Origin of the sequence: Azoarcus sp. DN11, assembly GCF_003628555.1 — a bacterium.
Taxonomy (GTDB): Bacteria; Pseudomonadota; Gammaproteobacteria; order Burkholderiales; family Rhodocyclaceae; genus Aromatoleum.
In genome coordinates this window covers 3,921,347-3,945,115 of the sequence record NZ_CP021731.1, presented here as the reverse complement: position 1 = coordinate 3,945,115, position 23,769 = coordinate 3,921,347, and the positions used below count along the sequence as shown (strand labels likewise).

Sequence of the window (23,769 nt, the reverse complement as noted above, 5' to 3'; positions counted from 1 at the left end):
CCATGCTGCTCGAACTCGCCCTCTGGCTGGGTCAGGATATCCGCACCTTCAACGTGTTCGGCTACATCACGCTGCGCACGGTCCTCGCGGCGCTCACCGCGCTCGTCATCTCCTTCGTTTTCGGTCCTTCGCTGATCCGCTGGCTTGCAGCGAAGAAGATCGGCCAGGCGGTCCGCGACGACGGCCCCAAATCCCATCTCACCAAGGCCGGTACCCCGACGATGGGCGGCGCGCTGATTCTGATCGCGATCGCGGTGACCACGCTGCTGTGGGGCGACCTGCGCAACCAGTACGTGTGGGTGACCTTGCTCGTGACCCTCGGCTTCGGCGCGGTCGGCTGGGTCGACGACTGGCGCAAGGTCGTCCACCGCGACCCGAAGGGACTGCCCAGCCGCTGGAAATACCTGTGGACCTCGCTGATCGCGTTCGGCGCGGCGGTGTTCCTGAGCGTGACGGCCCACGAGCCGGCGCAGACCGAGCTGATCGTGCCCTTCTTCAAGGCCGTGTCCTACCCGCTGGGGATCTACGGCTTCATCGCGCTCTCGTATTTCGTCATCAACGGCACGAGCCATGCGGTGAACCTCACCGACGGCCTGGACGGCCTCGCGATCATGCCGACGGTGATGGTCGCCGGCGCGCTCGCGATCTTCGCCTACGTCGCCGGCCATGCCGGCTTTTCGAAATACCTCGGTGTGCCCTATATCAATGGCGCCGGCGAACTGGCGGTGTTCCTGGGGGCCCTGTGCGGCGCCGGCCTCGGTTTCCTGTGGTTCAACGCCTACCCGGCGGAAGTCTTCATGGGCGACGTCGGTGCGCTCGCACTGGGGGCCGCGCTGGGCACGGTGGCCGTCGTCGTGCGCCAGGAAATCGTGCTCTTCATCATGGGCGGCCTGTTCGTCGCCGAGACGATGTCGGTGATGGCCCAGGTGCTGTACTTCAAGCTCACCGGCGGCAAGCGCATCTTCCGCATGGCACCCCTGCATCACCACTACGAGCTGGGGGGCTGGAAGGAAACCCAGGTCGTGGTGCGCTTCTGGATCATCACGATCATGCTCGTGCTGTTCGGTCTTTCGACGCTGAAACTGAGATGAGCGCTGCCACCGACAAGCTCGTTCTGGTGCTCGGGCTCGGCGAATCGGGCCTCGCGATGGCGCAGTGGTGCGCACGTCAGGGCGCGCGCGTGCGCGTTGCGGACAGCCGCCCCGAACCGCCGGGGCTGGTGGCGCTCAAGGCGAGCGTCCCGGCCGCCGAGATCGCCCTTGGCGCGTTCTCGGACGGCCTGCTCGACGACGTGGCCCGCATCACCCTCAGTCCGGGGATCGATGCGCGCGCGCCGGTGCTCGCGGAGGCGCGGCGCCGTCGGATCGAGATCGTCGGCGAGATGACGCTTTTCGCGGAGGCGCTCGCGGGAGCAGCGCGCACGCGCACCCGTATCCTCGCGATTACCGGCACCAACGGCAAGACCACGACCACGGCGCTGACGGCCGCTCTGTGCTGCGCCGCGGGACTGGACGCCGTCGCCGCGGGCAACATCAGCCCCGCGGCGCTCACCGCGCTGATGGAGCGGATGGACCGTGGCGAAGCGCTCCCCGAATGCTGGGTGCTCGAACTATCGAGCTTCCAGCTGGAAACCACCGCCGGCCTGAACGCGGAAGGCGCGACGGTGCTGAACGTCACGGACGACCACCTCGACCGCCACGGCGATCTCGACAGCTATGCCACGATCAAGGCGCTGATTTTCGCAGGCGACGGCGTGCAGATCCTCAACCGCCAGGATGCGCGCGTGCTGGCGATGGCGCAGGCGGGGCGGCGTGTCGTGAGCTTCGGCACCGACGCGCCCGCGGGGCCGGACGACTACGGCATCGCCGCGGACGCCGACGGTGCGGCGTGGATGGTTTGCGGCGAGCAGCGCCTGCTGCGCCTCGACGAGATCCCCATCGCCGGCGCGCACAATGCTGCGAACGCGATGGCCGCCTTGGCGCTCGCGCGCGCGATCGGACTTCCCTGGCCGGCGCTGATTGCGGGGCTGAAGGCGTTCAAGGGACTGCCGCACCGCGTCGAACCTGTGGCCCGCCGCGACGACGGCGTGGTGTTCTACGATGACTCCAAGGGGACCAATGTCGGCGCGACGCTCGCCGCGCTCGAAGGCCTCGGGCGGCGCGTGATCCTGATCGCGGGGGGCGACGGCAAGGGACAGGATTTCTCGCCCCTGCGTGATGCCGTTGCACGCCACGCGCGTGCCGTGATGCTGATCGGCCGGGATGCGGCGCTGATCGATGCGGCGCTGGCGGGTTCGGGCGTGCCGACCGAACGTGTCGCGAGCATGGATGTCGCCGTCGAGCGTGCCGCTGCACTGGCGCAGCCGGGCGACGTCGTCCTGCTCTCACCGGCCTGCGCGAGCCTCGACATGTTCCGCAACTACGCCCACCGCGCAGAAGTGTTCGTCGCGGCGGTGCTTCGCCAGCGGGGAGTGAGCGCGACATGAAGTTCATGAGCGCCCTGGCCGGTTGGATCGGCTCTCGCAGCGCGAGCGGCATCGGCTCGGACACCAGCCGTGCGGTCAATCGCCTGATGAGTCCGCCTCTGCCCGCGCGCGACCTGGATCCGCTGCTGATCTGGTCCTCTGCGGCGCTTCTCCTCATCGGCCTCGTGATGGTGTATTCGGCGTCGATCGCGATGGCCGAAGGCTCCAAGTTCACCGGCTACCAGCCCTATTACTTTGTCACCCGGCATGCGGTCTTCCTCGCGGTCGGCGTCGTCGGCGGACTGATGGCCTTCCAGATCACGATGCGCCAGTGGCAGCAGTTCGCGCCGCTGCTCTTTCTCGGCGGCCTCGCGCTGCTCATCGTCGTGCTGATCCCGGGCGTCGGGCGCGAGGTGAACGGCGCACAGCGCTGGCTGCCGCTCGGTCCCATCAACCTGCAGCCGTCCGAGCTGATGAAGCTCTTCGCCGCGCTGTATGCGGCCGACTATACGGTGCGCAAGCTTCCCGACATGGGCAGCTTCCGCCGCGGCTTCCTGCCGATGGCGGTCACCATCGTCCTCGTCGGCTTCCTGCTGCTGCGCGAGCCGGATTTCGGCGCCTTCGTCGTCGTCGCCGCGATCGCCTTCGGCGTGCTGTTTCTCGGCGGCATCAACGTGCGGGTTTTCGCCCTGCTCGCCATCGTCGCGGTGATCGGCCTCGCGCTGCTGGTGTGGCTGTCCCCCTACCGCCGCGACCGCCTGTTCGGTTTCATGGACCCGTGGCAGGACGCCTTCGGCAAGGGCTACCAGCTGTCGCACGCGTTGATCGCCTTCGGCCGCGGCGAGTGGTTCGGCGTCGGCCTCGGCGCGAGCGTGGAAAAGCTCTTCTACCTCCCCGAAGCACATACCGATTTCCTCCTCGCGGTGATCGCCGAGGAACTCGGCTTCGTCGGCGTGCTGACCATCGTCATCCTGTTCGCCATCCTCGTGCATCGCGCCATGTTCATCGGGCGCGAGGCCATCAAGCTCGAGCGTTACTTCTCGGGCCTCGTCGCGATGGGGATCGGCCTGTGGATGGGCGTGCAGTCCTTCATCAACATGGGCGTGAACACGGGCCTGCTGCCGACGAAAGGCCTCACGCTGCCGCTGATGAGCTTCGGCGGCTCAGGCATCGTCGCAAACTGCGTCGCGCTCGCGATCCTGCTGCGCGTGGATTGGGAAAACCGCCAAGTCATGAGGGGACGCTCATGACTTGGCGGTTTCGCGGAGCGCTGCAAGCATTCCCTGCGGCGGCGCGCACGCAAAACACATCGTTCATGCGGGGGCGCTCATGAAGACGCTCCTCGTGATGGCGGGCGGCACGGGCGGGCACATCTTCCCCGGCATTGCCGTGGCGGAAGTGCTGCGCGCGCGCGGTTGGCGCATCGTCTGGATGGGCAATCCGGATGGCATGGAAGCGCGCATCGTTCCGGACCGCGGCTACGAGACCGCCTGGGTGCGCTTCACGGCGCTGCGGGGCAAGGGGATCGTGCGCAAGCTGCTGCTACCGCTGAACCTGCTGCGCGGCTTCTGGCAGGCGCTGCGCGAACTGGGGCGCATCCGCCCCGACGTCGTGCTGGGCATGGGGGGATACGTCACGTTTCCCGGCGGCATGATGGCGGCGCTCACCGGACGTCCCCTGGTCCTGCACGAGCAGAACTCCGTCGCGGGGCTCGCGAACCGCGTGCTGGCCGGCGTCGCCGACCGCGTGCTCGCGGGCTTCCCGCGAACGCTGAAGAAAGCGGGCTGGGTGGGCAACCCGGTGCGCGCGGATATCGCCGCGGCCGCCCCTCCGGAAGAGCGTTTTGCCGAGCGCCGCGGGCCGCTCAAGCTGCTCGTGGTCGGTGGCAGCCTCGGCGCGGCAGTGCTGAACCAGACGGTGCCGCAAGCACTGGCGCGCCTGCAGCCAGCCGAGCGTCCGATCGTCACGCATCAGGCCGGTGCAAAGCAGATTGACGCACTGCGTGCCGCCTACGCGGCGGTCGGTGTCGAAGGCGAACTGCTGCCCTTCATCGACGACATGGCGACGAAATACGCCGAGGCCGATCTCGTGATCTGTCGCGCCGGAGCGCTGACCGTCGCGGAACTCGCCGCCGTCGGCGCGGCGAGCCTGCTCGTGCCCCTTCCGCACGCGGTGGACGATCACCAGACCGGGAACGCGCGCTTCCTCGCCGACCAGGGAGCGGCGTATCTGCTCCCGCAAACCGAACTCAACGCCGAGCGGCTGGCGGGCATCCTCGCGGGCCTGGATCGTCCGCGCCTGCTCGACATGGCCGCGAAGGCGCGCGCGCTCGCCAAGCCGCGTGCCGCAGAGGCCGTCGCGCAGGTCTGCGAGGATCTCGCGGCAGGGAGAAAGCAATGAAACACAAGGTCAAACGCATCCATTTCGTCGGCATCGGCGGGGCCGGCATGAGCGGCATCGCCGAGGTGCTGGTCAACCTCGGCTACTCGGTCAGCGGCTCCGACCTCGGCCAGAACGCCGCGACGCGCCGTCTGCGCGCGCTGGGCGCCCGCGTGGTATCGGGCCATGCCGCGGAGAACGTCGCCCAGGCCGACGCGGTCGTGATCTCGACGGCCGTGCGCAACGACAACCCCGAGGTCATCGCCGCGCGCGCGCGCCATGTCCCCGTCGTCCCGCGTGCCCAGATGCTCGCCGAACTGATGCGCCTCAAGCAGGGCATCGCGATCGCCGGCACGCACGGCAAGACGACGACCACCTCGCTCGTCGCCAGCATCCTCGCCGAAGGCGGCCTGGACCCCACCTTCGTCATCGGCGGCAAGCTGAACGCGGCAGGCGCCAATGCACGCCTCGGCAAGGGTGACTTCCTCGTCGCGGAAGCCGACGAATCCGATGCCTCCTTCCTGCTGCTCACCCCGGTGATCTCGGTCGTCACGAACATCGACGCCGACCACATGGACACCTACGGGCACGACTTTGCCCGCCTCAAGCAGGCCTTCGTCGACTTCCTCCAGCACCTGCCGTTCTACGGCGTCGCGGTGCTGTGCGAGGACGACCCGCACGTGCGCTCGATCATGCCGCTGGTGTCGAAGCAGATCGTCCGCTACGGCCTGTCCGAGACGGCCAACGTCCGTGCCGAGAACATCCGCGCCGAAGGCGGCCGCATGCTGTTCGACGCCGTGCGCGTCAACGGCACGATTAGCCGCCTGCCAATCGAACTGAATCTGCCCGGCCTGCACAACGTGCTCAATGCGCTGGCGGCGATCGCCGTGGCGACCGAGGCGCAGGTGCCGGATGCGGCAATCATCAAGGCGCTGGCCGAGTTCAAGGGCGTCGGGCGCCGTTTCCAGCGTTACGGCGAGATTCCGCTGCGCGGCGAAGACGGCGGCGAGCGCGGCAGCTTCACGCTGATCGACGACTATGGTCATCATCCGGTCGAGATGGCGGCGACGCTCGCCGCGGCGCGCGGTGCGTTCCCCGACCGGCGCCTCGTCCTCGCCTTCCAGCCGCACCGCTTCACGCGCACGCGCGACTGTTTCGAGGACTTCGTGAAGGTGCTGTCGACCGTCGATGCCCTGATCTTGGCCGAAGTGTATGCCGCCGGCGAGCCGCCGGTCGTGGCGGCCGACGGACGTACTCTGGCGCGCGCGATCCGCGTCGCCGGCAAGGTCGAACCGATCTTCGTCGAGGACATCGCCGACATGCCGGCGATGATCCTGTCGGCGGCGCGCGACGGCGACGTGGTGATCACGATGGGTGCGGGCTCGATCGGGGGCGTGCCCGGACAACTGGCCAACAGCGAGGATGTGGCGTGAGCGGTGAAGTGACGGACAAGTACGTGGTCGATCCGGCCATGCGCGCGAAATTCGGCAAGGTCGCGGTGCTGCTCGGCGGCACCTCGGCGGAACGGGACGTCTCGCTGATGTCGGGCGGTGCTGTGCTCGGGGCCCTGCGTGCCGCAGGCGTCGATGCGCACGCCTTCGACCCCGCCGAACTCGACCTGCACATCCTCAAGGAGCAGGGCTACGACCGCGCCTTCATCGCGCTGCACGGGCGCGGCGGCGAGGACGGCACGGTGCAGGGCATGCTGGAACTGCTGCAGATTCCCTACACGGGCAGCGGCGTGATGGCGTCGGCGCTGGCGATGGACAAGTGGCGCACGAAGATGGTGTGGGCGGCTTGCGGCCTGCCGACGCCGCGCTACGCGATCCTGGACGCTGACACCGACTGGGACGCGGTCGCCGCCGACCTCGGCCTGCCGATCTTCGTGAAGCCGGTGCACGAAGGCTCCAGCATGGGCGCGACCAAGGTGACGGAAGCCGGGCAGCTCAAGGCCGCGTGGGAGCTGGCCGCGCGCTTCGACGATCTGGTGATCGCCGAGGAATTCATCTCCGGCGCCGAACTGACCGCGCCCTTCCTGCGCGACCGCGCGTTGCCGCTGATCCGTATCGAGGCGCCCGGCGGCAACTACGACTACCAGAACAAGTACTTCACCGACGACACCCGCTACCTGTGCCCCTGCGGGCTGCCCGCCGAGCAGGAGGAGGCCCTGCGGGCGCTGGTGATGAAGTGCGCCCAGGTGCTGGGCTGCCGCGGCTGGGGCCGTGCGGACCTGATCCTGACCGAAGACGGGCGGCCTTACCTGCTGGAAATGAACACCTCGCCAGGCATGACCGGCCATTCACTCGTGCCGATGTCGGCGCGGGTCGCCGGCATGGACTTCACCCAGCTCTGTCTCGCGATCCTGGAGGATGCCCGTCTTGGCTGAGCTTCGCCTGCGCTCCCCGCTTGCCGCCCGCGGGCTTTCCGGCACCAGCCGGATGCCCGGCCGCACGCACGAACGCGAGGGCGTATGGCACCGGCCGGCCGTGCTGAACCTGTTCTCCGACATCCTGATGCTCTTCGCGGCGGTTGCGATCGGCTACGCGCTGGTCGCGTGGTTCCTGTCGCGTCCGCTGTTTCCGCTGCGCGAGGTGGTCGTGCTGACGCCGCCGGCGCAGGTCACCGCCGAACAGCTCGAATACGTCGCCCGCAGCGCGATCCACGGCAATTTCTTCTCGGTCGACCTGGAGACCGTGCGCGAGACCTTCGAAAAACTGCCCTGGGTCCGCCGTGCCGAAGTGCGCCGCCGCTGGCCCGACGCGCTGGAGCTGCGCCTCGAGGAACATCAGGCGGTCGCCTACTGGACCGTGTCGGACAGCGGCGACTCCCAACTCGTCGACCGACAGGGTGAAATCTTCGTCGCCGCGAGCAACGCCGAGATGCCATCGTTCTCGGGGCCGCAGGGAACGGCATCGTACATCCAGGCGAAGCACCGCGAATTCGGGAAGATGATCGAGCCGCTCGGCCGCAAGCTCGTCGGTCTCGCCCTGTCGGCGCGCGAAGCCTGGCAGCTCAAGCTCGACGACGGGATGGTGATCGTGCTCGGGCGCGACCAGGAAAAGGCGCCGATCGGCGAGCGGCTCGAACGCTTCGTGCGCGCGTGGCCCCAGGCGCGGGAAAAGGTTGGAGTGCAGGTGGCGGTAGCGGATCTTCGCTACCCGAGCGGATTCGCCCTCACGCCCGTGGGCGGTTACAAGGCAGCTAAAGGCAAGCAATGAGCAAGGAATACAAGGACCTGATCGTCGGGCTGGACATCGGCACCGCCAAGGTCACGTGCATGGTCGCCGAAGTGCGCCCCGACGGGCGGCTCAACGTCGTCGGCGTCGGCACGCAGCCGACCAGCGGCTTGAAGCGTGGCGTGGTCGTCAACATCGAGGCCACGGTCGATGCGATCTCGCGCGTGATCCAGGAAGTCGAGGTGATGGCCGACTGCAAGATCCATGACGTCTACACCGGGATCGCCGGCAGCCACATCAAGAGCTTCAACTCGAACGGCATGGTCGCGATCAAGGACAAGGAGGTCACGCCGCTCGACCTCGAGCGCGTGATCGAAGTCGCGCGCGCGATGCCGGTGCCCGCCGAACAGCAGATCCTGCACACGCTGACGCAGGAATTCATCATCGACGGTCAGGGCGGCGTGCGCGAGCCGATCGGCATGAGCGGCGTGAAGCTCGAGGTCAAGGTGCACATCGTCACCGGCGCCGTCTCCGCCGCGCAGAACGTCATCAAGTGCGTGCGCCGCTGCGGCCTCGAAGTCATGGACCTGATCCTGCAGCCGCTGGCATCGAGCTATGCGGTGCTGACCGAGGACGAGAAGGAATTGGGCGTGTGTCTCGTCGACATCGGCGGCGGCACCACCGACATCGCGGTCTTCACCCACGGCGCGATCCGCCACACCGCGGTGCTGCCGGTCGCGGGCGACCAGATCACCAACGATATCGCGATGGCGCTGCGCACGCCGACCTCCGAAGCCGAGGAGATCAAGATCCGCCACGGTGTGGCGATGCACGCCCTGGCCGATCCCGAGGAAATGATCGAGGTGCCGGGCGTCGGCGACCGCCCGCCGCGTCCGCTGTCGCGCCAGCGCCTCGCCGACGTGATCGAACCGCGCGTGTCGGAACTCTTCGAACTGGTGCAGGCCGAGCTGCGCCGCAGCGGCTACGAGGAACTGCTGTCCTCGGGCATCGTGCTCAGCGGCGGTTCGTCCGTGATGCTGGGGATGGTCGAACTGGGCGAGGAAGTCTTTCACATGCCGGTGCGCGTCGGCGCGCCGCAGTATTCGGGCGGTCTCGCGGACGTCGTGTGCCACCCGCGCTATGCCACGGCCATGGGCCTGGTGATGGAAGGCCATGCTCAGCGCCGCCGCGGCATGCTGGCGCGCGAGACGCGCAGCGTGCGGCAGGTGTTCGGACGCATGAAGGCGTGGTTCGAAAAGAATTTTTGACGGAATGGCGTGGAATTTTCCGGCCAAATTGAATGAGTTGTTGATCTTGCTCCTTTATTTAGTAGTAGACTTTCAATTTATTACTAGATGTAGACTCGGCGGCGGCTCGGTGCATATTGGGGTTGTTTTTTCGGGAGGCGAGGCAAATGTTTGAAATCATTGAGAAGGAGCAGACCGGCACGATCATCAAGGTGATCGGTGTCGGTGGTGCCGGCGGCAATGCCGTCGACCACATGATTCGGGAAGGGGTGCAGGGCGTCGAATTCATCGTCGCCAACACCGATGCGCAGGCGCTCGGTCGTTGCCTCGCTCCGAACAAGATCCAGCTGGGCAGCTCCGGCCTGGGCGCGGGCTCGAAGCCCGAAGCCGGCCGTGCCGCCGCACAGGATTCGCGCGAAGCCATCGCCGCGGCGCTCGACGGCGCCCACATGTGCTTCATCACCGGCGGCATGGGCGGTGGCACCGGCACCGGCGCTGCGCCCGTCGTCGCGGAGATCGCGAAGGAGATGGGCGTCCTGACCGTTGCGGTCGTGACCAAGCCCTTCGATTTCGAAAACCGCCTGCGCGTCGCGGAAAGCGGCGTCGAGGAACTGACCCGCTATGTCGACTCGCTGATCATCGTGCTGAACGACAAGCTGCTCGAAGTGTATGGCGACGACGCCGGCTTCGAGGATTGCTTCCGTTCGGCCGACAACGTGCTGCGCAGCGCCGTCGGCGGTATCGCCGAAATCATCAACGTGCCGGGCCTTGTGAACGTCGACTTCCAGGACGTGCGGACCGCGATGGGCGAGATGGGTCGCGCGATGATGGGTTCGGCCGAAGCCTCCGGCATGGACCGTGCGCGTATCGCCGCCGAGCAGGCCGCCGTGAGCCCGCTGCTCGAGGGAACCGAACTGTCGGGCGCGCGTTGCGTGCTGATCAACATCACGGCGAGCCGCTCGCTGAAGATGTCGGAAGTGCGCGACGCAGTGAAGACCGTCCAGGCTTTTGCCGCGCCGGAAGCCTTCGTCAAGTACGGGACGGTCTTCGACGAATCGATGGAAGACCGCGTGCGCGTCACCGTCGTCGCGACCGGCCTCGGTGTGCCGCGCGCCGCGCGCCAGCCGGTGATGCAGATCGTCCAGGGCACCGGCACCTATGGTCCGTCGGTCGGCGCCATCGACATGACCAACCTCGACGTGCCGGCGGTCATCCGTTCCGGCCGCCGCACCACGGTCGAGGCGATGAGCGCGAACGGCATGGGCACTTACGACATCCCGGCCTTCCTGCGCAAGCAGGCCGACTGAGACCGGGAGTCCGAGCCCTGACGGGCGCCCGCTGCAGACCGTCGCCTCCGGTCTGCGGCGGGCGCCCGTCGCCATTTCAGGGAGCCGTTGTCATGTGTGCCGTGCCGCAATTGAGTGTTGCATGTTGCGTTGCAACCGAACTCGCCACGATGCCCCTTGGATGCGTGCTAAACTGCTGTCGTGTAACGGGAATTTAACAATGATCAGGCAGCGCACCCTCAAATCGCTCGTCAAGGCTACCGGCGTCGGCCTGCACGGCGGACGCAAGGTCCAGCTCGTGCTGCGCCCGGCAGCGCCGGATACGGGCATCGTGTTCCACCGCGTCGATCTCGATCCGCCCGTCGACTTCCCGGCCGATCCCTATTCGGTGTGCGACACGCGCATGTGCTCGGGGCTGGAGCGCGAGGGAGCCAAGGTCGGCACCGTCGAGCACCTGATGTCGGCGCTCGCCGGCCTCGGCATCGACAATCTGCACGTCGACGTCGATGCGCCCGAGATTCCGATCCTCGACGGCAGCGCCGGGCCGTTCGTGTTCCTGCTGCAGTCCGCCGGCATCGAGGAGCAGAAGGCCGCGAAGCGTTTCCTGCGCGTGACGAAGGCGGTCGAATACCGCGAGGACGACAAGTGGGTGCGCCTGGAGCCCTATGACGGCTTCCGGCTGGATTTCTCCATCGTCTTCAACCACCCGGCGATCGACAAGACCTCGACGCAGGTGAGCATCGATTTCGCCAAACATTCCTACGTCCGCGACGTCGCCCGGGCGCGCACGTTCGGCTTCATGCAGGACGTGGAGTTCATGCGCGCGAACGGCCTGGCGCTCGGCGGCAGCCTGGACAACGCAATCGTGATGGACGAGTACCGCGTGCTCAACACCGAAGGCTTGCGCTACGTCGACGAATTCGTGAAGCACAAGGTCCTCGACGCGATCGGCGACCTCTACCTGTGCGGCCATCCGCTGCTCGCCCGCTATTCGGCGCACAAGGCGGGGCACGCGCTGAACAACCAGATGGTGCGCGTGTTGCTGGAAGACCGCAGCGCCTGGGAGATCGTGACCTTCGAGCAGGACGTCGCGACGCCGGCAGCGGTCAGTCACCAGTTCGAACTTTCGTTCGCCTGACCGCGCCCCGATGCTCGTGATCCGTCTGTTCGCCGTGCTCGCGCTGATCGGCATCGGCGGATCGATCGTCGCGTGGATACTCACCGGCAATCCGAAATACCGGCGTTGGGCGTGGAACTGCTTCCGCACCGGCCTGGTGGTCCTGCTGGTGTTCCTCGCCCTCTTTGCGCTCGAGCGGGTGTTCGTCCCGTTTGCCTGACGCGCGCGGCAAGGGCCGCCCGGCAGTAAGCCTCAATCGCGGCGGCTGCGCCGGATCAGGCGTTCGAGCGATTCGCGCAGCGGCGACGCCGCGGGCAGCGTGGCCGAAAAATCCTCGAGGCTGCGGCTGCCGCTCTCCGAGATCGTCCGTTGTGGCGGCGGACGCCGTTCGTCGCGTGCCTCGATCACCTTGACCCGCACCTGAACTGTCGTGATCGCAAGGCCCGCCGCGGCGAACTGTTGGGTAAGCGTGGGGGCGATCTGCTTCAGCCGTGCGGCCGCGGCGCCGCCGTTGGCGAGCAGCACGAGCGTTTCCCCCTTCAGGTTGGCGACCGAGCAGGACGATGCGAGCGCCGGCGGCAGCTGTTGCTGGAGCATGTTCTGCAGCCGCATCAGGCGCGCGGCGTGGTCCTTCAGGCGTGCCAGAGCGTCGCCGGTGCCGAGGAAACGCTGGATGAGCTGGGTCATGATCTTGCCTGAGTCGGTTTGCGCTGCGATGGTAGGCGCGGCCGTGTCCTACCGCAAGCCGGCGGCCGCCCGGCCGCCTTCGCGAGGTGACGGGAGCGTGCCGCGGCATCCGCTGGGGGGCTTGCGGCCGGCATGCTAAACTTCCCGCTTTGCCGAATCGGTCCCTTCAGATACCCACATGATTTCCGGCCTGCTCAAGAAGATTTTCGGTAGTCGCAACGACCGCCTCATCCGCCAGTACTCCCAGACCGTGCGCACGATCAATGCGCTCGAGGCGACGATCTCTGCGCTGACGGACGAGGCCCTGCGGGCCAAGACGGACGAGTTCAAGCAGCGCGTCGCGGGCGGCGAGTCGCTCGACAGCCTGCTGCCGGAAGCCTTCGCGGTGGTGCGGGAGGCGGCCAAGCGCGTGCATGGCATGCGCCATTTCGACGTGCAGCTGATCGGCGGCATGGTGCTGCACAACGGCAAGATCGCCGAAATGCGCACCGGCGAGGGCAAGACGCTCGTCGCGACGCTGCCGGCCTACCTCAACGCGCTCGCCGGCAAGGGCGTGCATGTCATCACCGTCAACGACTACCTCGCGAGCCGCGACGCCGACTGGATGGGCCGCATCTACGGTTTCCTTGGCCTGACCACGGGTTGCAACCTGTCGCGCATGGCGCACGAGGAGAAGCAGGCCGCCTACGCCTCCGACATCACCTACGGCACCAACAACGAGTTCGGTTTCGACTACCTGCGCGACAACATGGTGTATTCGGCCAGCGAGCGTGTGCAGCGGAGCCTGAGCTTCGCGATCGTCGACGAGGTGGACTCGATCCTCATCGACGAGGCTCGCACGCCGCTGATCATCTCCGGCCAGGCCGAAGACCACACCGAGCTGTACCTCAAGCTCAACCAGGTCGCGCCGGTGCTCACGCAGCAGGAAGGCGAAGGCGAGGAAGTCACGAAACCGGGCGACTACACGCTGGACCTGAAGGCGCGCCAGGTGCTGCTCACCGAGCAGGGGCACGAGAACGCCGAGCAGATCCTCACGCGCATGGGCCTGCTGGCCGAAGGCACGAGCCTGTACGACCCGGGCAACATCCTGTTGGTGCATCACCTCTATGCGGCGCTGCGCGCGCACGCGCTGTACTTCAAGGACCAGCACTACGTCGTGCAGAACAACGAGGTGGTGATCGTCGACGAATTCACCGGCCGCCTGATGGCCGGCCGCCGCTGGTCGGAAGGCCTGCACCAGGCCGTCGAGGCGAAGGAAGGGGTGCGCATCCAGGCCGAGAACCAGACCCTCGCGTCGATCACCTTCCAGAACTACTTCCGCATGTACGACAAGCTTGCCGGCATGACCGGCACGGCCGATACGGAAGCCTACGAGTTCCACCAGATCTACGGCCTGGAAACCGTCGTGATCCCGACGAACCGGCCGATGCAGCGCCGCGACGATAACGACAAGGTGTATCGCACCGCGAAGGAGAAGTGGGACGCGGTGATCGCCGACATCCGCGAATGCGTCGGGCGCGGCCAGCCGGTGCTGGTCGGCACGACCTCGATCGAGATCAACGAATTCCTGTCGGCCGAGATGCAGCGCCAGAAGCTGCCGCACCAGGTGTTGAACGCCAAGCAGCACGAGCACGAAGCCGAAATCGTCGCCCAGGCAGGCCGTCCCGGCGTCATCACGATCGCGACCAACATGGCCGGCCGCGGTACCGACATCGTACTCGGCGGCAGCATCGAGCGGCAGATCGCGGCCCTCCGCGAGGACGAGTCGCTGACTGCGGAACAGAAGGATGAGCGCATCGGCACGATGCGTGCGGAATGGCAGAAGGTGCACGAGCAGGTGCTCGCCGCGGGCGGCCTGCACATCGTCGGCACCGAGCGCCACGAGTCGCGCCGCATCGACAACCAGCTGCGCGGCCGTGCGGGCCGCCAGGGCGACCCGGGCAGCTCGCGCTTCTACCTGTCGCTCGAGGATCCGCTGATGAAGATCTTCGCCGGCGAGCGCCTGAACGCGATCATGGTGCGGCTGAAGATGCCCGAGGGCGAGGCGATCGAGCATGCGATGGTCACCCGCTCGCTGGAATCGGCGCAGCGCAAGGTCGAACAACGCAACTTCGACATCCGCAAGCAGTTGCTGGAATACGACGACGTCGCCAACGACCAGCGCAAGGTCATCTACCAGCAGCGCAACGAACTGCTCCAGAGCGAGGACATCTCGGACACGATCCACGCGATGCGCCAGGGGGTGCTGCACGACGCCTTCCGCATCTACGTGCCGGTCGACAGCGTCGAGGAGCAGTGGGAGATCCCCGCGCTGGAACAGGCGCTCGCGGCGGAGTTCCAACTGCGCCTGCCGGTCGGCGAGTGGGTGAAGGCCGAGTCGGATCTCGACGACGAAACCATCCTCAAGCGCATCCTCGTCGCTGCGGACGAAGCCTACGCGGCGAAGGTGGCGCTGGTGGACGCCGGGGCGTGGCACAAGTTCGAGCGCGATGTGATGCTGCAGAGCCTCGACACGCACTGGCGCGAGCATCTGGCAGCGCTGGATCACCTGCGCCAAGGCATCCACCTGCGCGGCTATGCCCAGAAGAACCCGAAGCAGGAATACAAGCGCGAGGCGTTCGAGCTGTTCGAGGCGCTGCTCGACACCGTGCGCAGCGAGGTCTCCAAGCTGCTGATGACGGTGCAGGTGCGCACCGAGTCGCAGCTCGAGGAAGCCGAACACCCGCCCGAACTCGACAACGTGCAGTACCACCATGCCGATTACGACGAGGCGCTCGGTACCGGGGCGGCCGCGCAGGAGGGGGGCGTTGCCGTCGCGCAGGCGCCGAAGGTCGGGCGCAACGATCCGTGTCCTTGCGGCTCGGGCAAGAAGTACAAGCACTGCCACGGCAAGCTCAACTGAGACGCGATGGGCGGCCCGGCGCTTTCCCTCCACGACCCGGACGGCCCTTTGCGGGCCGTTTTTGGCTTCTTGTCGGGCCTTGCCTGCCATGACGGCCTCGGCTGATCCGAAGGGCCGGCGCCCCGGCGAGCCAGCGCTCTTTCCGGAGCTGCAGCTGGGCGTTCAGGGCGCCCCGGGCGACGCTGCGGAACCGGGCGTGCGTGAGCCGCGCAAGCTCGGCGAATGGGTCACGTTCATTCGCGAGCAGGAGATGCCGGCACTCGGCGCGACGGTTGCCCTGATCCACTCGGTCACCGAAGACGAGAAATCTCCCACTGGCAAGCTCGCGCAGGCGATTCTGCAGGACGCCGCAATGACGGCGAAGGTGCTCAAGCTCGCGAACAGCGCGCTGTACAATCCGGCGCGCCACGGAGTCAGCACGATCAGCCGCGCGATCGTCGTGCTCGGCTTCAACGCCGTCGCGGAAATTGCCATTGCGATTCGCATCATCGATTCCTTGCTCGCCGGCGGGGTGAGACAGCGCGTCGTCGATGAAATGGCGCGCGTGTTCCATGCGGCAGTGCAGGCGCGCGCCCTCGCCGCGCTGAGGCGGGACGGGCACAGCGAGGAGGTCTTCATCGCCGCACTGCTGTCGCGTGTCGGCGAGATGGCCTTCTGGTGCTTCGGCGGCCGGCTCGCCCAACGGCTGGACGCGGCGCTTGCGGCGGGCCAGGCCGACGAGGACGCGCAGATGGGCGTGCTGGGCTTCCGGCTCCGGCAGCTCTCGCAAGGGCTGGCGCGCGAGTGGAAGCTGGGCCCGCTACTGCTGTCGGTGCTCGACGGCAGCGGCCGCGCGGGCGTGGCCGAGCAGGCGATTCTCTACGGACAGCGGTTCGCCGTCGAAGTCGAGAGTGGCTGGGATACCCCAGCCATCGACAAGCTGGTTCAGGGGCTTTCGAATTTCACCGGGTTGTCGCCCGAGGCGATGCGCGAGGAGCTGGCCGCCAACAGTGTCGAGGCTGCGCGCATCGCCGCGTATTTCGGCGTGGCCGAAGCCGCCGAGCTGATCCCGCGGCCCGTGGCAGCGGCCGCAGCCGCGAAGGTGGATGCGGACGAGGTGCCGCCCGCTGCCGTCGCGATGGAACCCGACCCCCAGCTGCAGCTCAGGATCCTGCGCGAGATTTCCGGCCGCATCGCGGCGGGGGCCGCCCTCAATGAGATCCTGCAACTCGTGCTCGAAGGCATCTACCGCGGGGTGGGGTTCGATCGCGTGCTGTTCGCGTTGCTGACGCCGAACCGGCTGCAACTCATCGGCAAGACCTCGCTCGGGGCGGGTGCCGAAGCCTTGCGGCAGGCGTTCATCTTTTCGCTCGACGGCACGGCCGGAGATCTGTTCAACGAGTTCTTCCGTAATCCGCGTGCGATGTGCTTCGGCCCGGGACAGACGCCGCCCGGGATCCGGATCGACCGACTGTTGCAGGTGACCGACGCCCCCCATGCCTGCATTGCGCCGATCCTTGCGCAGGGACGCCCGATCGGGCTCTTTTACGCGGATCGGCCGAATGCCGCGCAGGCTATCGACGACGAACGTTTCGAAGCCTTCCAGTTGTTCGCCCAGCAGGTGTCGCTCGCCGTCACTGCCGCCAGCTCGCCGCGCCCGAACGGCTGACGCCCGGCATGGCGGCAATGCACGTACTGCAAACCGACTGACCCCCCGGCGGCGCTTGCCGCCCCCTGTCCGATGGAGAATCGCCATGCCTGTTAACCTCTCCACCCCCCACGCTGCCGAGCTGCGTCCGGTCGCCGGCGTGCGCCTCGGCGTTGCCGAAGCCGCCATCCGCAAGCAGAACCGGCGCGATCTGACCGTCATCGAAGTGGCGCCCGGGAGCCGCGTCGCGGGCGTGTTCACGCTCAACCGCTTCTGCGCCGCGCCGGTGCAGGTGTGCAAGGAGCATCTGCCGGGGGGCGACATCCGCGCGCTGGTGATCAATACCGGCGTCGCCAACGCCGGTACGGGCGAAGAAGGGTTGGCGAACGCCCGGGCGACCTGCGCCGCTGTCGCCCGGCTGGCCGGCGTCGAACCCCGGCAGGTGCTGCCGTTTTCGACCGGCGTGATCCTCGAACCGCTGCCCGTCGACCGTCTGGTCGCCGGCCTCCCGGCCGCGCAGGCCAACCTGCGCGCCGACGGCTGGTTCGATGCCGCGCACGCGATCATGACCACGGACACCGTCGCCAAAGCCGTGTCGCGCCAGGTCATGATCGCCGGACGCACTGTCACGCTCACCGGCATCAGCAAGGGCGCGGGCATGATCAAGCCCAACATGGCGACAATGCTCGGCTTCCTGGCGTGCGATGCCGCCATCTCGCAGTCCCTGCTGGAGGCGATCGCGCGCGAGGCGGCAGACCTGTCGTTCAACAGCATCACCGTGGATGGCGACACCTCCACCAACGACTCCTTCATCATCATCGCCACCGGTCAGGCCGGCAATCCCGAGATCAACGATCCGCAAGGGGACGACTATCGCGTCCTGCGCGAGGCGATCGTCGATGTCTCGATCCGCCTCGCCCAGGCGATCGTGCGCGACGGCGAAGGGGCGACCAAGTTCATGACGATCGCCGTCGGCGGTGGACGGGATCGCGCCGAATGCCGCAAGGTCGCCTACGCGATCGGGCACTCGCCGCTCGTGAAGACGGCGTTCTTCGCCTCCGACCCCAACCTCGGCCGCATCCTCGCGGCGATCGGCTACGCCGGCATCGACGATCTCGACGTGAGCGCGCTGCGCGTGTGGCTGGCAAGCGCCAGCGAGGAAGTGCTCGTGGCCGAGAATGGCGGGCGCGCCGCGACGTACCGGGAGGAGGCCGGGGCGCGCGTGATGAAGGAAGCCGAGATCACCGTGCGCGTCGATCTCGGGCGCGGCCAGGCGCAGGCCACTGTGTGGACTTGCGATTTCTCATACGATTACGTCAAGATCAACGCGGATTATCGGAGCTGAGCGTGCAACTCCGATAATCGGGTGGCAGCGGATTTATGCTGAACGTATAATTCGTAATCCAGTCCGATCGCGAACCTGATGGCCGACGAGTTGCAGTCCTTGCTCCGGACCAAGGGACAGGCCGATCTGTCCCCCCTTTTCGACGTGATGCTCGACGGGGTCGTCGTGCGTGACGGCGCGGGGCGGATCATTGCCAGTAACCACACCGCGCAGCGGATCTACGGCCTTTCCGCTGCGGAGCTGGAAGGCCGGACGGCCGCGAGCCTCCCGGTCGCCTTCGTGAACGAGGATGGCTCTCCCTGTCCGCCCGACCAGCATCCTGCGATGGTCACCCTGCGCACGGGATCGCCGCAGCGCGGCGTGATCATGGGGATCGCCCATCCGGGGCGCGAGCCCGTCTGGATACAGGTCAACAGCCAGCCCCTCGCGGACATGGCCGGTCGCATCACGTCGGTGATCACGAGCTTTGCCGACATCACGCCGATCAAGCGTGCGGAAGATGCCCTGCGCGCGAGCGAGGTGCGCAACCGCACGCTGGCGGAGGCGATCGCGCAATCGGGCTGTTCGGTCATCATCACCGACCGCAATGGCCGCATCGAATACGTGAACCCGGCGTGCTGCAAGGCCTATGGATATTCCGAGGAAGAGCTGATCGGCGCCCGGCCGAGCATCTTCAAGTCCGGCGAGACGACGCAGGAGGAATACGCGGACCTGTGGGGGACGATCCTCACCGGGCAGACCTGGCGCGGCGAGATGTCCAACCGCAGTCGCGATGGACGACTGATCCGCGAGGCGGTTTCGGTGTCGCCGGTACGGGACGAGAGCGGCGAGGTGCGCCACTTCGTCGCGCTGAAGGAAGACATCACCCAGATGCGCGACGACGAGCGTCGCCGGCACGAGCTGTTCGAACGCGTCGCGCGGCTCGAGCGCATGGAGCTCGTCGCCACGCTTGCGGGCGGCATCGCCCACGACTTCAACAATGTGCTCGCGGCGATCCTCGGCTATTCGCAGCTGGCGTCCACGCAGCTCAAGGCGGACGGCCGGCTGCCGCGCGTGATCAAGTACGTCGACGAGATTCGCGCGGCCGGCCAGCGGGCGCGCGAGCTGATCCAGCAGCTGCTCAGTTTCAGGCGCGGCGGCGCGGTGCAGCCGGGCAGCTCGCAGGTCGTTCAGATCGGGCGGGAGGTCGTCGGGCTGCTGCGCGCGACGCTGCCGGACACGCTTGCGGTGGTGGCCGAAATCGAACCGGATCTGCCGCAGCTGTCCGTCGATCCGGCGCACGTTCACCAGATCATGATGAATCTGCTGATCAACGCGCGCGACGCGATCACCGGCATCGGAACCATCCGGCTCACCGCCGAGCGCGTGAGCTTCGACGCGATGCAGCGCTGCGACTCCTGTCGCCACGAATTCCGTGGCGACTTCCTCGCGATCACCGTGACCGACGTCGGCACGGGGATCTCGGCGGAGCACCGCGAGAAGCTGTTCGAACCCTTCTTCACGACCAAGGACGTCGGGCGCGGCACCGGCATGGGGCTCGCCGTGGTCCATACGCTGACCCACCTGTACGACGGCCATGTCCGGGTGGAGTCCGAACTGGGCAAGGGCACCGCGGTGCAGGTGCTGCTGCCGGCGCGGCTGTTCCAGGAGGGCGGCGCGGCCTAGCGCCCGGCCCGGCGCGGGCTCAGTGAAGCACGCGCGGCATCGCGAGCACGAAAAGCGGAATCTCGACGTCGAAGCGGTGGTCGTCTGCCGCGACCATCTGATAGCTGCCCTGCATCGTTCCGACCGCCGTTTCGAGGACGGAGCCGCTCGAATAGCTGAACTGCTCTCCGGGCGCGAGCACGGGTTGTTCGCCGATCACCCCCTGTCCGCGCACCTCCTGCACCTTCCCCGATCCGTCGGTGATGATCCAGTGGCGGCTGAGAAGCTGGGCGCCGACGCTGCCGGTGTTGGTGAGCGTGATGTGATAGGCGAACACGTAGCGATCCTCCTCCGGCGCAGACTGCCCCGGTACGTATTCGGCGACCGCAGTCACCTTGATGCGGTATTTTTCGGAGTCGCTCATGGTGTGATCTCTTGCTGGCGGGCGTCGGTCCGTCCATCCATTATCGGTCCGTCGACGACTCGACGGCGGCGCAGAGGTTAAAATAACACTTTTGCCCGGAAATACCGCCATGTCCGTTTCGTCCCTGACCGCTCTTTCTCCGCTCGATGGCCGCTACCACGAAAAGGTCGCCGGCCTGCGCGAGCATTTTTCGGAGCATGGTCTGATCCGCAATCGCGTGCGCGTCGAGGTCGAATGGCTCAAGGCCCTGGCCGGCGACGCGCGGCTGGCCGAGATCGCGCCGTTCTCGGCCGCGACGGTCGCGGAACTGGACGCGGTGGTCGCGGGGTTCTCGCCCGTTGACAGCGCCGCCGTGAAGGCCATCGAGGCGACGACGAACCACGACGTGAAGGCGATGGAATATTGGCTCAAGGAGCGCCTGGGCCACAACACCGAAGTCACGAAAGTGTCGGAGTTCATCCATTTCGCCTGCACCTCCGAGGACATCAACAACACCTCGCATGCGCTGATGCTGCGCGAAGGCCGTGACGCGGTGCTGCTGCCCGCGCTCGACAAGGTGATCGCACGCTTGCGCGAGCTGGCCCATCAGCACGCGAACCTGCCGATGCTGTCGCGCACCCACGGCCAGCCGGCCAGCCCGACGACGCTGGGCAAGGAGATGGCCAACATCGCCGCGCGCCTGCTGCGCGCACGCGCCGCGATCGCTGCGGTGTCGCTGACGGCGAAGTTCAATGGCGCGGTCGGCAACTACAACGCCCACCTGTCGGCCTGGGACGACTTCGACTGGGAAGGCTTCAACCGCCGCTTCATCGAGTCACTGGGGCTGGAATTCAATCCCTACACGATCCAGATCGAGCCGCACGACGCGATGGCCGAGCTGTTCGATGCGATGGCGCGCACCAATACGATCCTGATCGACGCCTGCCGCGACATCTGGATGTACATCTCCTTCGGCTACTTCAAGCAGAAGCTCAAGGAAGGCGAGGTCGGCTCGTCGACGATGCCGCACAAGGTCAATCCGATCGACTTCGAGAACGCCGAAGGCAACCTCGGCATCGCCAACGGCGTGCTGCGCCATTTCTCGGAGAAGCTGCCGGTCTCGCGCATGCAGCGCGACCTCACCGATTCGACCGTGCTGCGCAACATGGGCGTGGGTTTCGGTCACATGGTGCTGGCGCTCGACTCCTGCCTGCGGGGCCTGAACAAGCTGGAGGCCGATCCGGCGCGCCTGGCGGCCGATCTCGACAATGCGTGGGAAGTGCTGGCCGAGCCGGTGCAGACCGTGATGCGCCGCTTCGGCATCGAGAATCCCTACGAGCAGCTGAAGGCGATGACCCGCGGCAAGGGCATCACGCGCGAGGCGCTGCAGGATTTCATCCGCACGCTGGCGATTCCGGACGCCGACCGCCAGCGTCTTCTCGACATGACGCCGGCGAGCTACGTCGGCAAGGCCGTGGAGCTCGCGAAGCGCATCTGAGGCAGCTGCGCCGGAGGCGCGCTCGCGGCTGAATGACATGAACGCCACCTGCGGGTGGCGTTTCCATTGAATCGATGGAAAGGAAACAGGAATGGCGTTTGCCGACACTCTGAAGCAGTTGCCGAAGGTCTCCCACCTCGCGGCGCTCAATCTTCTCGATGCGCAAGGCGCAGTCGTCGCGACGATCGAGAACAAGTCCGGGCAGGCGGGCTCGCTGGCCGTCTACAACCATCTCGCCCAGCTCTACGGCTCGATCAACGCCGAGGCAGCGAGGAAAGGGCTGGAGCTGTATGCGGAGCACACCGGGGACGCGCGCGAGAGTCCGGGCAAGCATCCGAACATCGACCGGCTGATCGGCGTGATCGAGCGCGGCGACGTGCTGCGGGTGAAGCAGGTGTTTGCGGTCTGAGGGAGAAAGGCCGTCAGGCGCCGGCGAGTCCGAAGAAGTCGCGGATGCCCAGCATCCCGATCTGGAAGCCGATCGCGACCAGGATCAGGCCCATGAAGCGGGTGAAGATGCGTTCGACGCGCGGCGTGGCGAGCCGTTGCCGGGCGAGCGCGACGCGCAGCACGAGCCACAGCACGACGGCGGTGGCGACCGACGCGAGCAGGGCGATCACTGGCAGGTAGAGCCGTGACGGGTACGCCACCGACAGCGTGATCGCGGTGGTGATCGCGCCGGGGCCGGCGACGAGCGGCATCGCGAAGGGAACGACGATGCGGTCCTGCGCGTCTTCCGGCGAAGCCTGGTCCTGCTGGATGCCGCTGGGGCTGCCGCGCAGCATCTCGAGGCCGACGAGGATGATGACCAGGCCGCCGGCGGTGCGGAAGGCGTCGAGCGAGATGCCGAAGAGTTCGAGGATGTAGCGCCCGCCGATCGCGGCGCCGGCGAGGATCGCCAGCACAGCCATCGCGGCCTGGCCGGCGGCGCGGCGGCGGGCCGCGGCGGGCACGCCGGCGACGATGCCGAGAAACATCGGCGCGGCGATGATCGGGTTCGTGATCGCCAGAAGGCTGACGAAGGCCTGCAGGAACTCGTTCATCGCCGCGCCGGGGTCGTCAGACGACCGCCTCTTCCTTTTCCTTCTTCGGCCTGATGAACTGCTCGCGCGACACGCCCAGCCACATCACCAGCGGGCTCGCGACCAGCACCGAGGAGTAGATGCCGAAGAGGATGCCGATCGTCAGCGCCATCGCGAAGTAGTGCAGGGTTTCGCCGCCGAAGAGCAGCATCGCGAGCACCATCATCTGCGTGCTGCCGTGGGTGATCACGGTCCGCGAGATGGTCGAGGTGATCGCATGGTCGAGCACCTGCGGTGTGCTCATGTTGCGCTTCTTCTTGAAGGTCTCGCGTACCCGGTCGAAGACGACGACCGACTCGTTCACCGAGTAGCCCAGCACCGCGAGCACGGCCGCCAGCACGGGCAGCGAGAACTCCCACTGGAAGAACGCGAAGAAGCCGAGAATGATCACGACGTCGTGGAGGTTGGCGATGATCGCCGACACCGCGAAGCGCCACTCGAAGCGCATCGCCAGATACACGACGATGCCGAAGATCACGAGCAGGAGCGCCATTGCGCCGTCGGAGGCGAGTTCCTTGCCGACCTGCGGCCCGACGAACTCGACGCGCCGCAACTCGGGCGCGCCGCCGACCGAATGCAGGGTCGTCATCGTGCGTTCGGATACCTTGGCGGAGTCGAGGTCGCCGCGGTTCGGCAGGCGGATCAGCACATCGCGGGCGCTGCCGAAGTTCTGCACCTGCGCGTCGGGGTAACCGTTCGCGGCGAGCGCGGTGCGGATCGGTTCGAGCTCGGGCGCCTGGGTGTAGGTCACCTCGATCAGGGTGCCGCCGGTGAACTCGACCGACAGGTGCAGGCCGCGTGTTGCGAGGAAGAACACCGCCAGCACGAAGGTGATCAACGAGATGATGTTGAACACCAGCGCATGGCGCATGAACGGGATGTCTTTCTTGATGCGGAAGAATTCCATTTTTC

21 protein-coding genes are annotated in these 23,769 nt (G+C 67.1%); 17 read left to right on the top strand and 4 right to left on the bottom strand.

Features of this window, described 5'->3' with window-relative positions; all coding sequences use genetic code 11:
• Positions 1 to 2 precede the first annotated feature (2 nt).
• From mraY to CDA09_RS18175, 11 genes are all read left to right on the top strand, one after another.
• Entirely contained in the window at positions 3 to 1,091 is a 1,089-nt protein-coding gene (mraY, locus tag CDA09_RS18225) for a phospho-N-acetylmuramoyl-pentapeptide-transferase (protein WP_121429943.1), read from the top strand.
• Entirely contained in the window at positions 1,088 to 2,485 is a 1,398-nt protein-coding gene (murD, locus tag CDA09_RS18220) for a UDP-N-acetylmuramoyl-L-alanine--D-glutamate ligase (RefSeq protein WP_121429942.1), read from the top strand. Before mraY ends, murD begins: the two co-directional genes overlap by 4 nt.
• Positions 2,482 to 3,714 (top strand): putative lipid II flippase FtsW, encoded by a 1,233-nt coding sequence (gene ftsW / locus CDA09_RS18215; RefSeq protein WP_121429941.1) that lies wholly within the window; start codon positions 2,482 to 2,484, stop codon positions 3,712 to 3,714. Before murD ends, ftsW begins: the two co-directional genes overlap by 4 nt.
• A gap of 79 nt (positions 3,715 to 3,793) precedes the next feature.
• Entirely contained in the window at positions 3,794 to 4,864 is a 1,071-nt protein-coding gene (murG, locus tag CDA09_RS18210; protein ID WP_121430925.1) for an undecaprenyldiphospho-muramoylpentapeptide beta-N-acetylglucosaminyltransferase, read from the top strand.
• Positions 4,861 to 6,276, top strand: a complete 1,416-nt coding sequence (murC, locus tag CDA09_RS18205) for a UDP-N-acetylmuramate--L-alanine ligase (protein ID WP_121429940.1) — start codon at positions 4,861 to 4,863, stop codon at positions 6,274 to 6,276. Before murG ends, murC begins: the two co-directional genes overlap by 4 nt.
• Before the next feature lie 38 nt (positions 6,277 to 6,314).
• Positions 6,315 to 7,229 carry a D-alanine--D-alanine ligase gene (locus CDA09_RS18200; protein WP_121430924.1) on the top strand — a complete coding sequence of 305 codons (915 nt, stop codon included), beginning with the start codon at positions 6,315 to 6,317 and terminating at the stop codon, positions 7,227 to 7,229.
• A complete protein-coding gene (locus tag CDA09_RS18195; protein ID WP_121429939.1) occupies positions 7,213 to 8,061 on the top strand; it encodes a cell division protein FtsQ/DivIB in 849 nt (282 codons plus the stop codon). The genes CDA09_RS18200 and CDA09_RS18195 overlap by 17 nt, the downstream gene beginning before the upstream one ends.
• On the top strand, positions 8,058 to 9,287 hold the full coding sequence (gene ftsA, locus CDA09_RS18190; protein WP_121429938.1) for a cell division protein FtsA: 1,230 nt from the start codon (positions 8,058 to 8,060) through the stop codon (positions 9,285 to 9,287). The genes CDA09_RS18195 and ftsA overlap by 4 nt, the downstream gene beginning before the upstream one ends.
• 146 nt (positions 9,288 to 9,433) lie before the next feature.
• Complete coding sequence (gene ftsZ, locus CDA09_RS18185) at positions 9,434 to 10,573, top strand: cell division protein FtsZ (RefSeq protein WP_121429937.1); 1,140 nt, start codon at positions 9,434 to 9,436, stop codon at positions 10,571 to 10,573.
• 199 nt (positions 10,574 to 10,772) lie between these two features.
• Entirely contained in the window at positions 10,773 to 11,690 is a 918-nt protein-coding gene (gene lpxC, locus CDA09_RS18180; protein WP_121429936.1) for a UDP-3-O-acyl-N-acetylglucosamine deacetylase, read from the top strand.
• A 10-nt stretch (positions 11,691 to 11,700) separates the two neighbouring features.
• Positions 11,701 to 11,889, top strand: a complete 189-nt coding sequence (locus CDA09_RS18175; protein WP_121429935.1) for a hypothetical protein — start codon at positions 11,701 to 11,703, stop codon at positions 11,887 to 11,889.
• A gap of 32 nt (positions 11,890 to 11,921) precedes the next feature.
• Here CDA09_RS18175 and CDA09_RS18170 read toward each other — a convergent pair whose 3' ends face one another.
• The gene (locus tag CDA09_RS18170; RefSeq protein WP_121429934.1) at positions 11,922 to 12,356 is read right to left on the bottom strand and encodes a DciA family protein; all 435 of its coding nucleotides are present in this window, start codon (positions 12,354 to 12,356) and stop codon (positions 11,922 to 11,924) included.
• A gap of 178 nt (positions 12,357 to 12,534) precedes the next feature.
• Here CDA09_RS18170 and secA point away from each other — a divergent pair, with 178 nt between their 5' ends.
• The 4 genes from secA to CDA09_RS18150 all read left to right on the top strand — a co-directional run bounded on the left by secA (position 12,535) and on the right by CDA09_RS18150 (position 19,895).
• Positions 12,535 to 15,258: a preprotein translocase subunit SecA gene (secA, locus tag CDA09_RS18165; RefSeq protein WP_121429933.1), complete on the top strand. Its 2,724-nt coding sequence runs from the start codon at positions 12,535 to 12,537 to the stop codon at positions 15,256 to 15,258.
• Positions 15,164 to 16,906 carry an HDOD domain-containing protein gene (locus tag CDA09_RS18160; RefSeq protein WP_286164224.1) on the top strand — a complete coding sequence of 581 codons (1,743 nt, stop codon included), beginning with the start codon at positions 15,164 to 15,166 and terminating at the stop codon, positions 16,904 to 16,906. The genes secA and CDA09_RS18160 overlap by 95 nt, the downstream gene beginning before the upstream one ends.
• A gap of 85 nt (positions 16,907 to 16,991) precedes the next feature.
• Positions 16,992 to 18,230, top strand: coding sequence for a bifunctional glutamate N-acetyltransferase/amino-acid acetyltransferase ArgJ (argJ, locus tag CDA09_RS18155; RefSeq protein WP_121429931.1), 1,239 nt, complete (start codon positions 16,992 to 16,994; stop codon positions 18,228 to 18,230).
• A gap of 78 nt (positions 18,231 to 18,308) precedes the next feature.
• Positions 18,309 to 19,895 (top strand): hybrid sensor histidine kinase/response regulator, encoded by a 1,587-nt coding sequence (locus CDA09_RS18150; protein ID WP_121429930.1) that lies wholly within the window; start codon positions 18,309 to 18,311, stop codon positions 19,893 to 19,895.
• 19 nt (positions 19,896 to 19,914) lie between these two features.
• Here CDA09_RS18150 and apaG read toward each other — a convergent pair whose 3' ends face one another.
• The gene (gene apaG, locus CDA09_RS18145; protein WP_121429929.1) at positions 19,915 to 20,298 is read right to left on the bottom strand and encodes a Co2+/Mg2+ efflux facilitator ApaG/CorD; all 384 of its coding nucleotides are present in this window, start codon (positions 20,296 to 20,298) and stop codon (positions 19,915 to 19,917) included.
• Between the two features lie 109 nt (positions 20,299 to 20,407).
• Here apaG and purB point away from each other — a divergent pair, with 109 nt between their 5' ends.
• A complete protein-coding gene (gene purB, locus CDA09_RS18140) occupies positions 20,408 to 21,775 on the top strand; it encodes an adenylosuccinate lyase (protein WP_121429928.1) in 1,368 nt (455 codons plus the stop codon).
• A 91-nt stretch (positions 21,776 to 21,866) separates the two neighbouring features.
• A complete protein-coding gene (locus tag CDA09_RS18135; protein ID WP_121429927.1) occupies positions 21,867 to 22,184 on the top strand; it encodes a DUF2322 family protein in 318 nt (105 codons plus the stop codon).
• Positions 22,185 to 22,197: 13 nt separating this feature from the next.
• On the opposite strand, the gene CDA09_RS18130 is transcribed toward CDA09_RS18135, so the two are convergent.
• On the bottom strand, positions 22,198 to 22,818 hold the full coding sequence (locus tag CDA09_RS18130) for a MarC family protein (RefSeq protein ID WP_121429926.1): 621 nt from the start codon (positions 22,816 to 22,818) through the stop codon (positions 22,198 to 22,200).
• Between the two features lie 16 nt (positions 22,819 to 22,834).
• Positions 22,835 to 23,764 carry a protein translocase subunit SecF gene (secF, locus tag CDA09_RS18125; RefSeq protein WP_121429925.1) on the bottom strand — a complete coding sequence of 310 codons (930 nt, stop codon included), beginning with the start codon at positions 23,762 to 23,764 and terminating at the stop codon, positions 22,835 to 22,837.
• Positions 23,765 to 23,769 lie beyond the last annotated feature (5 nt).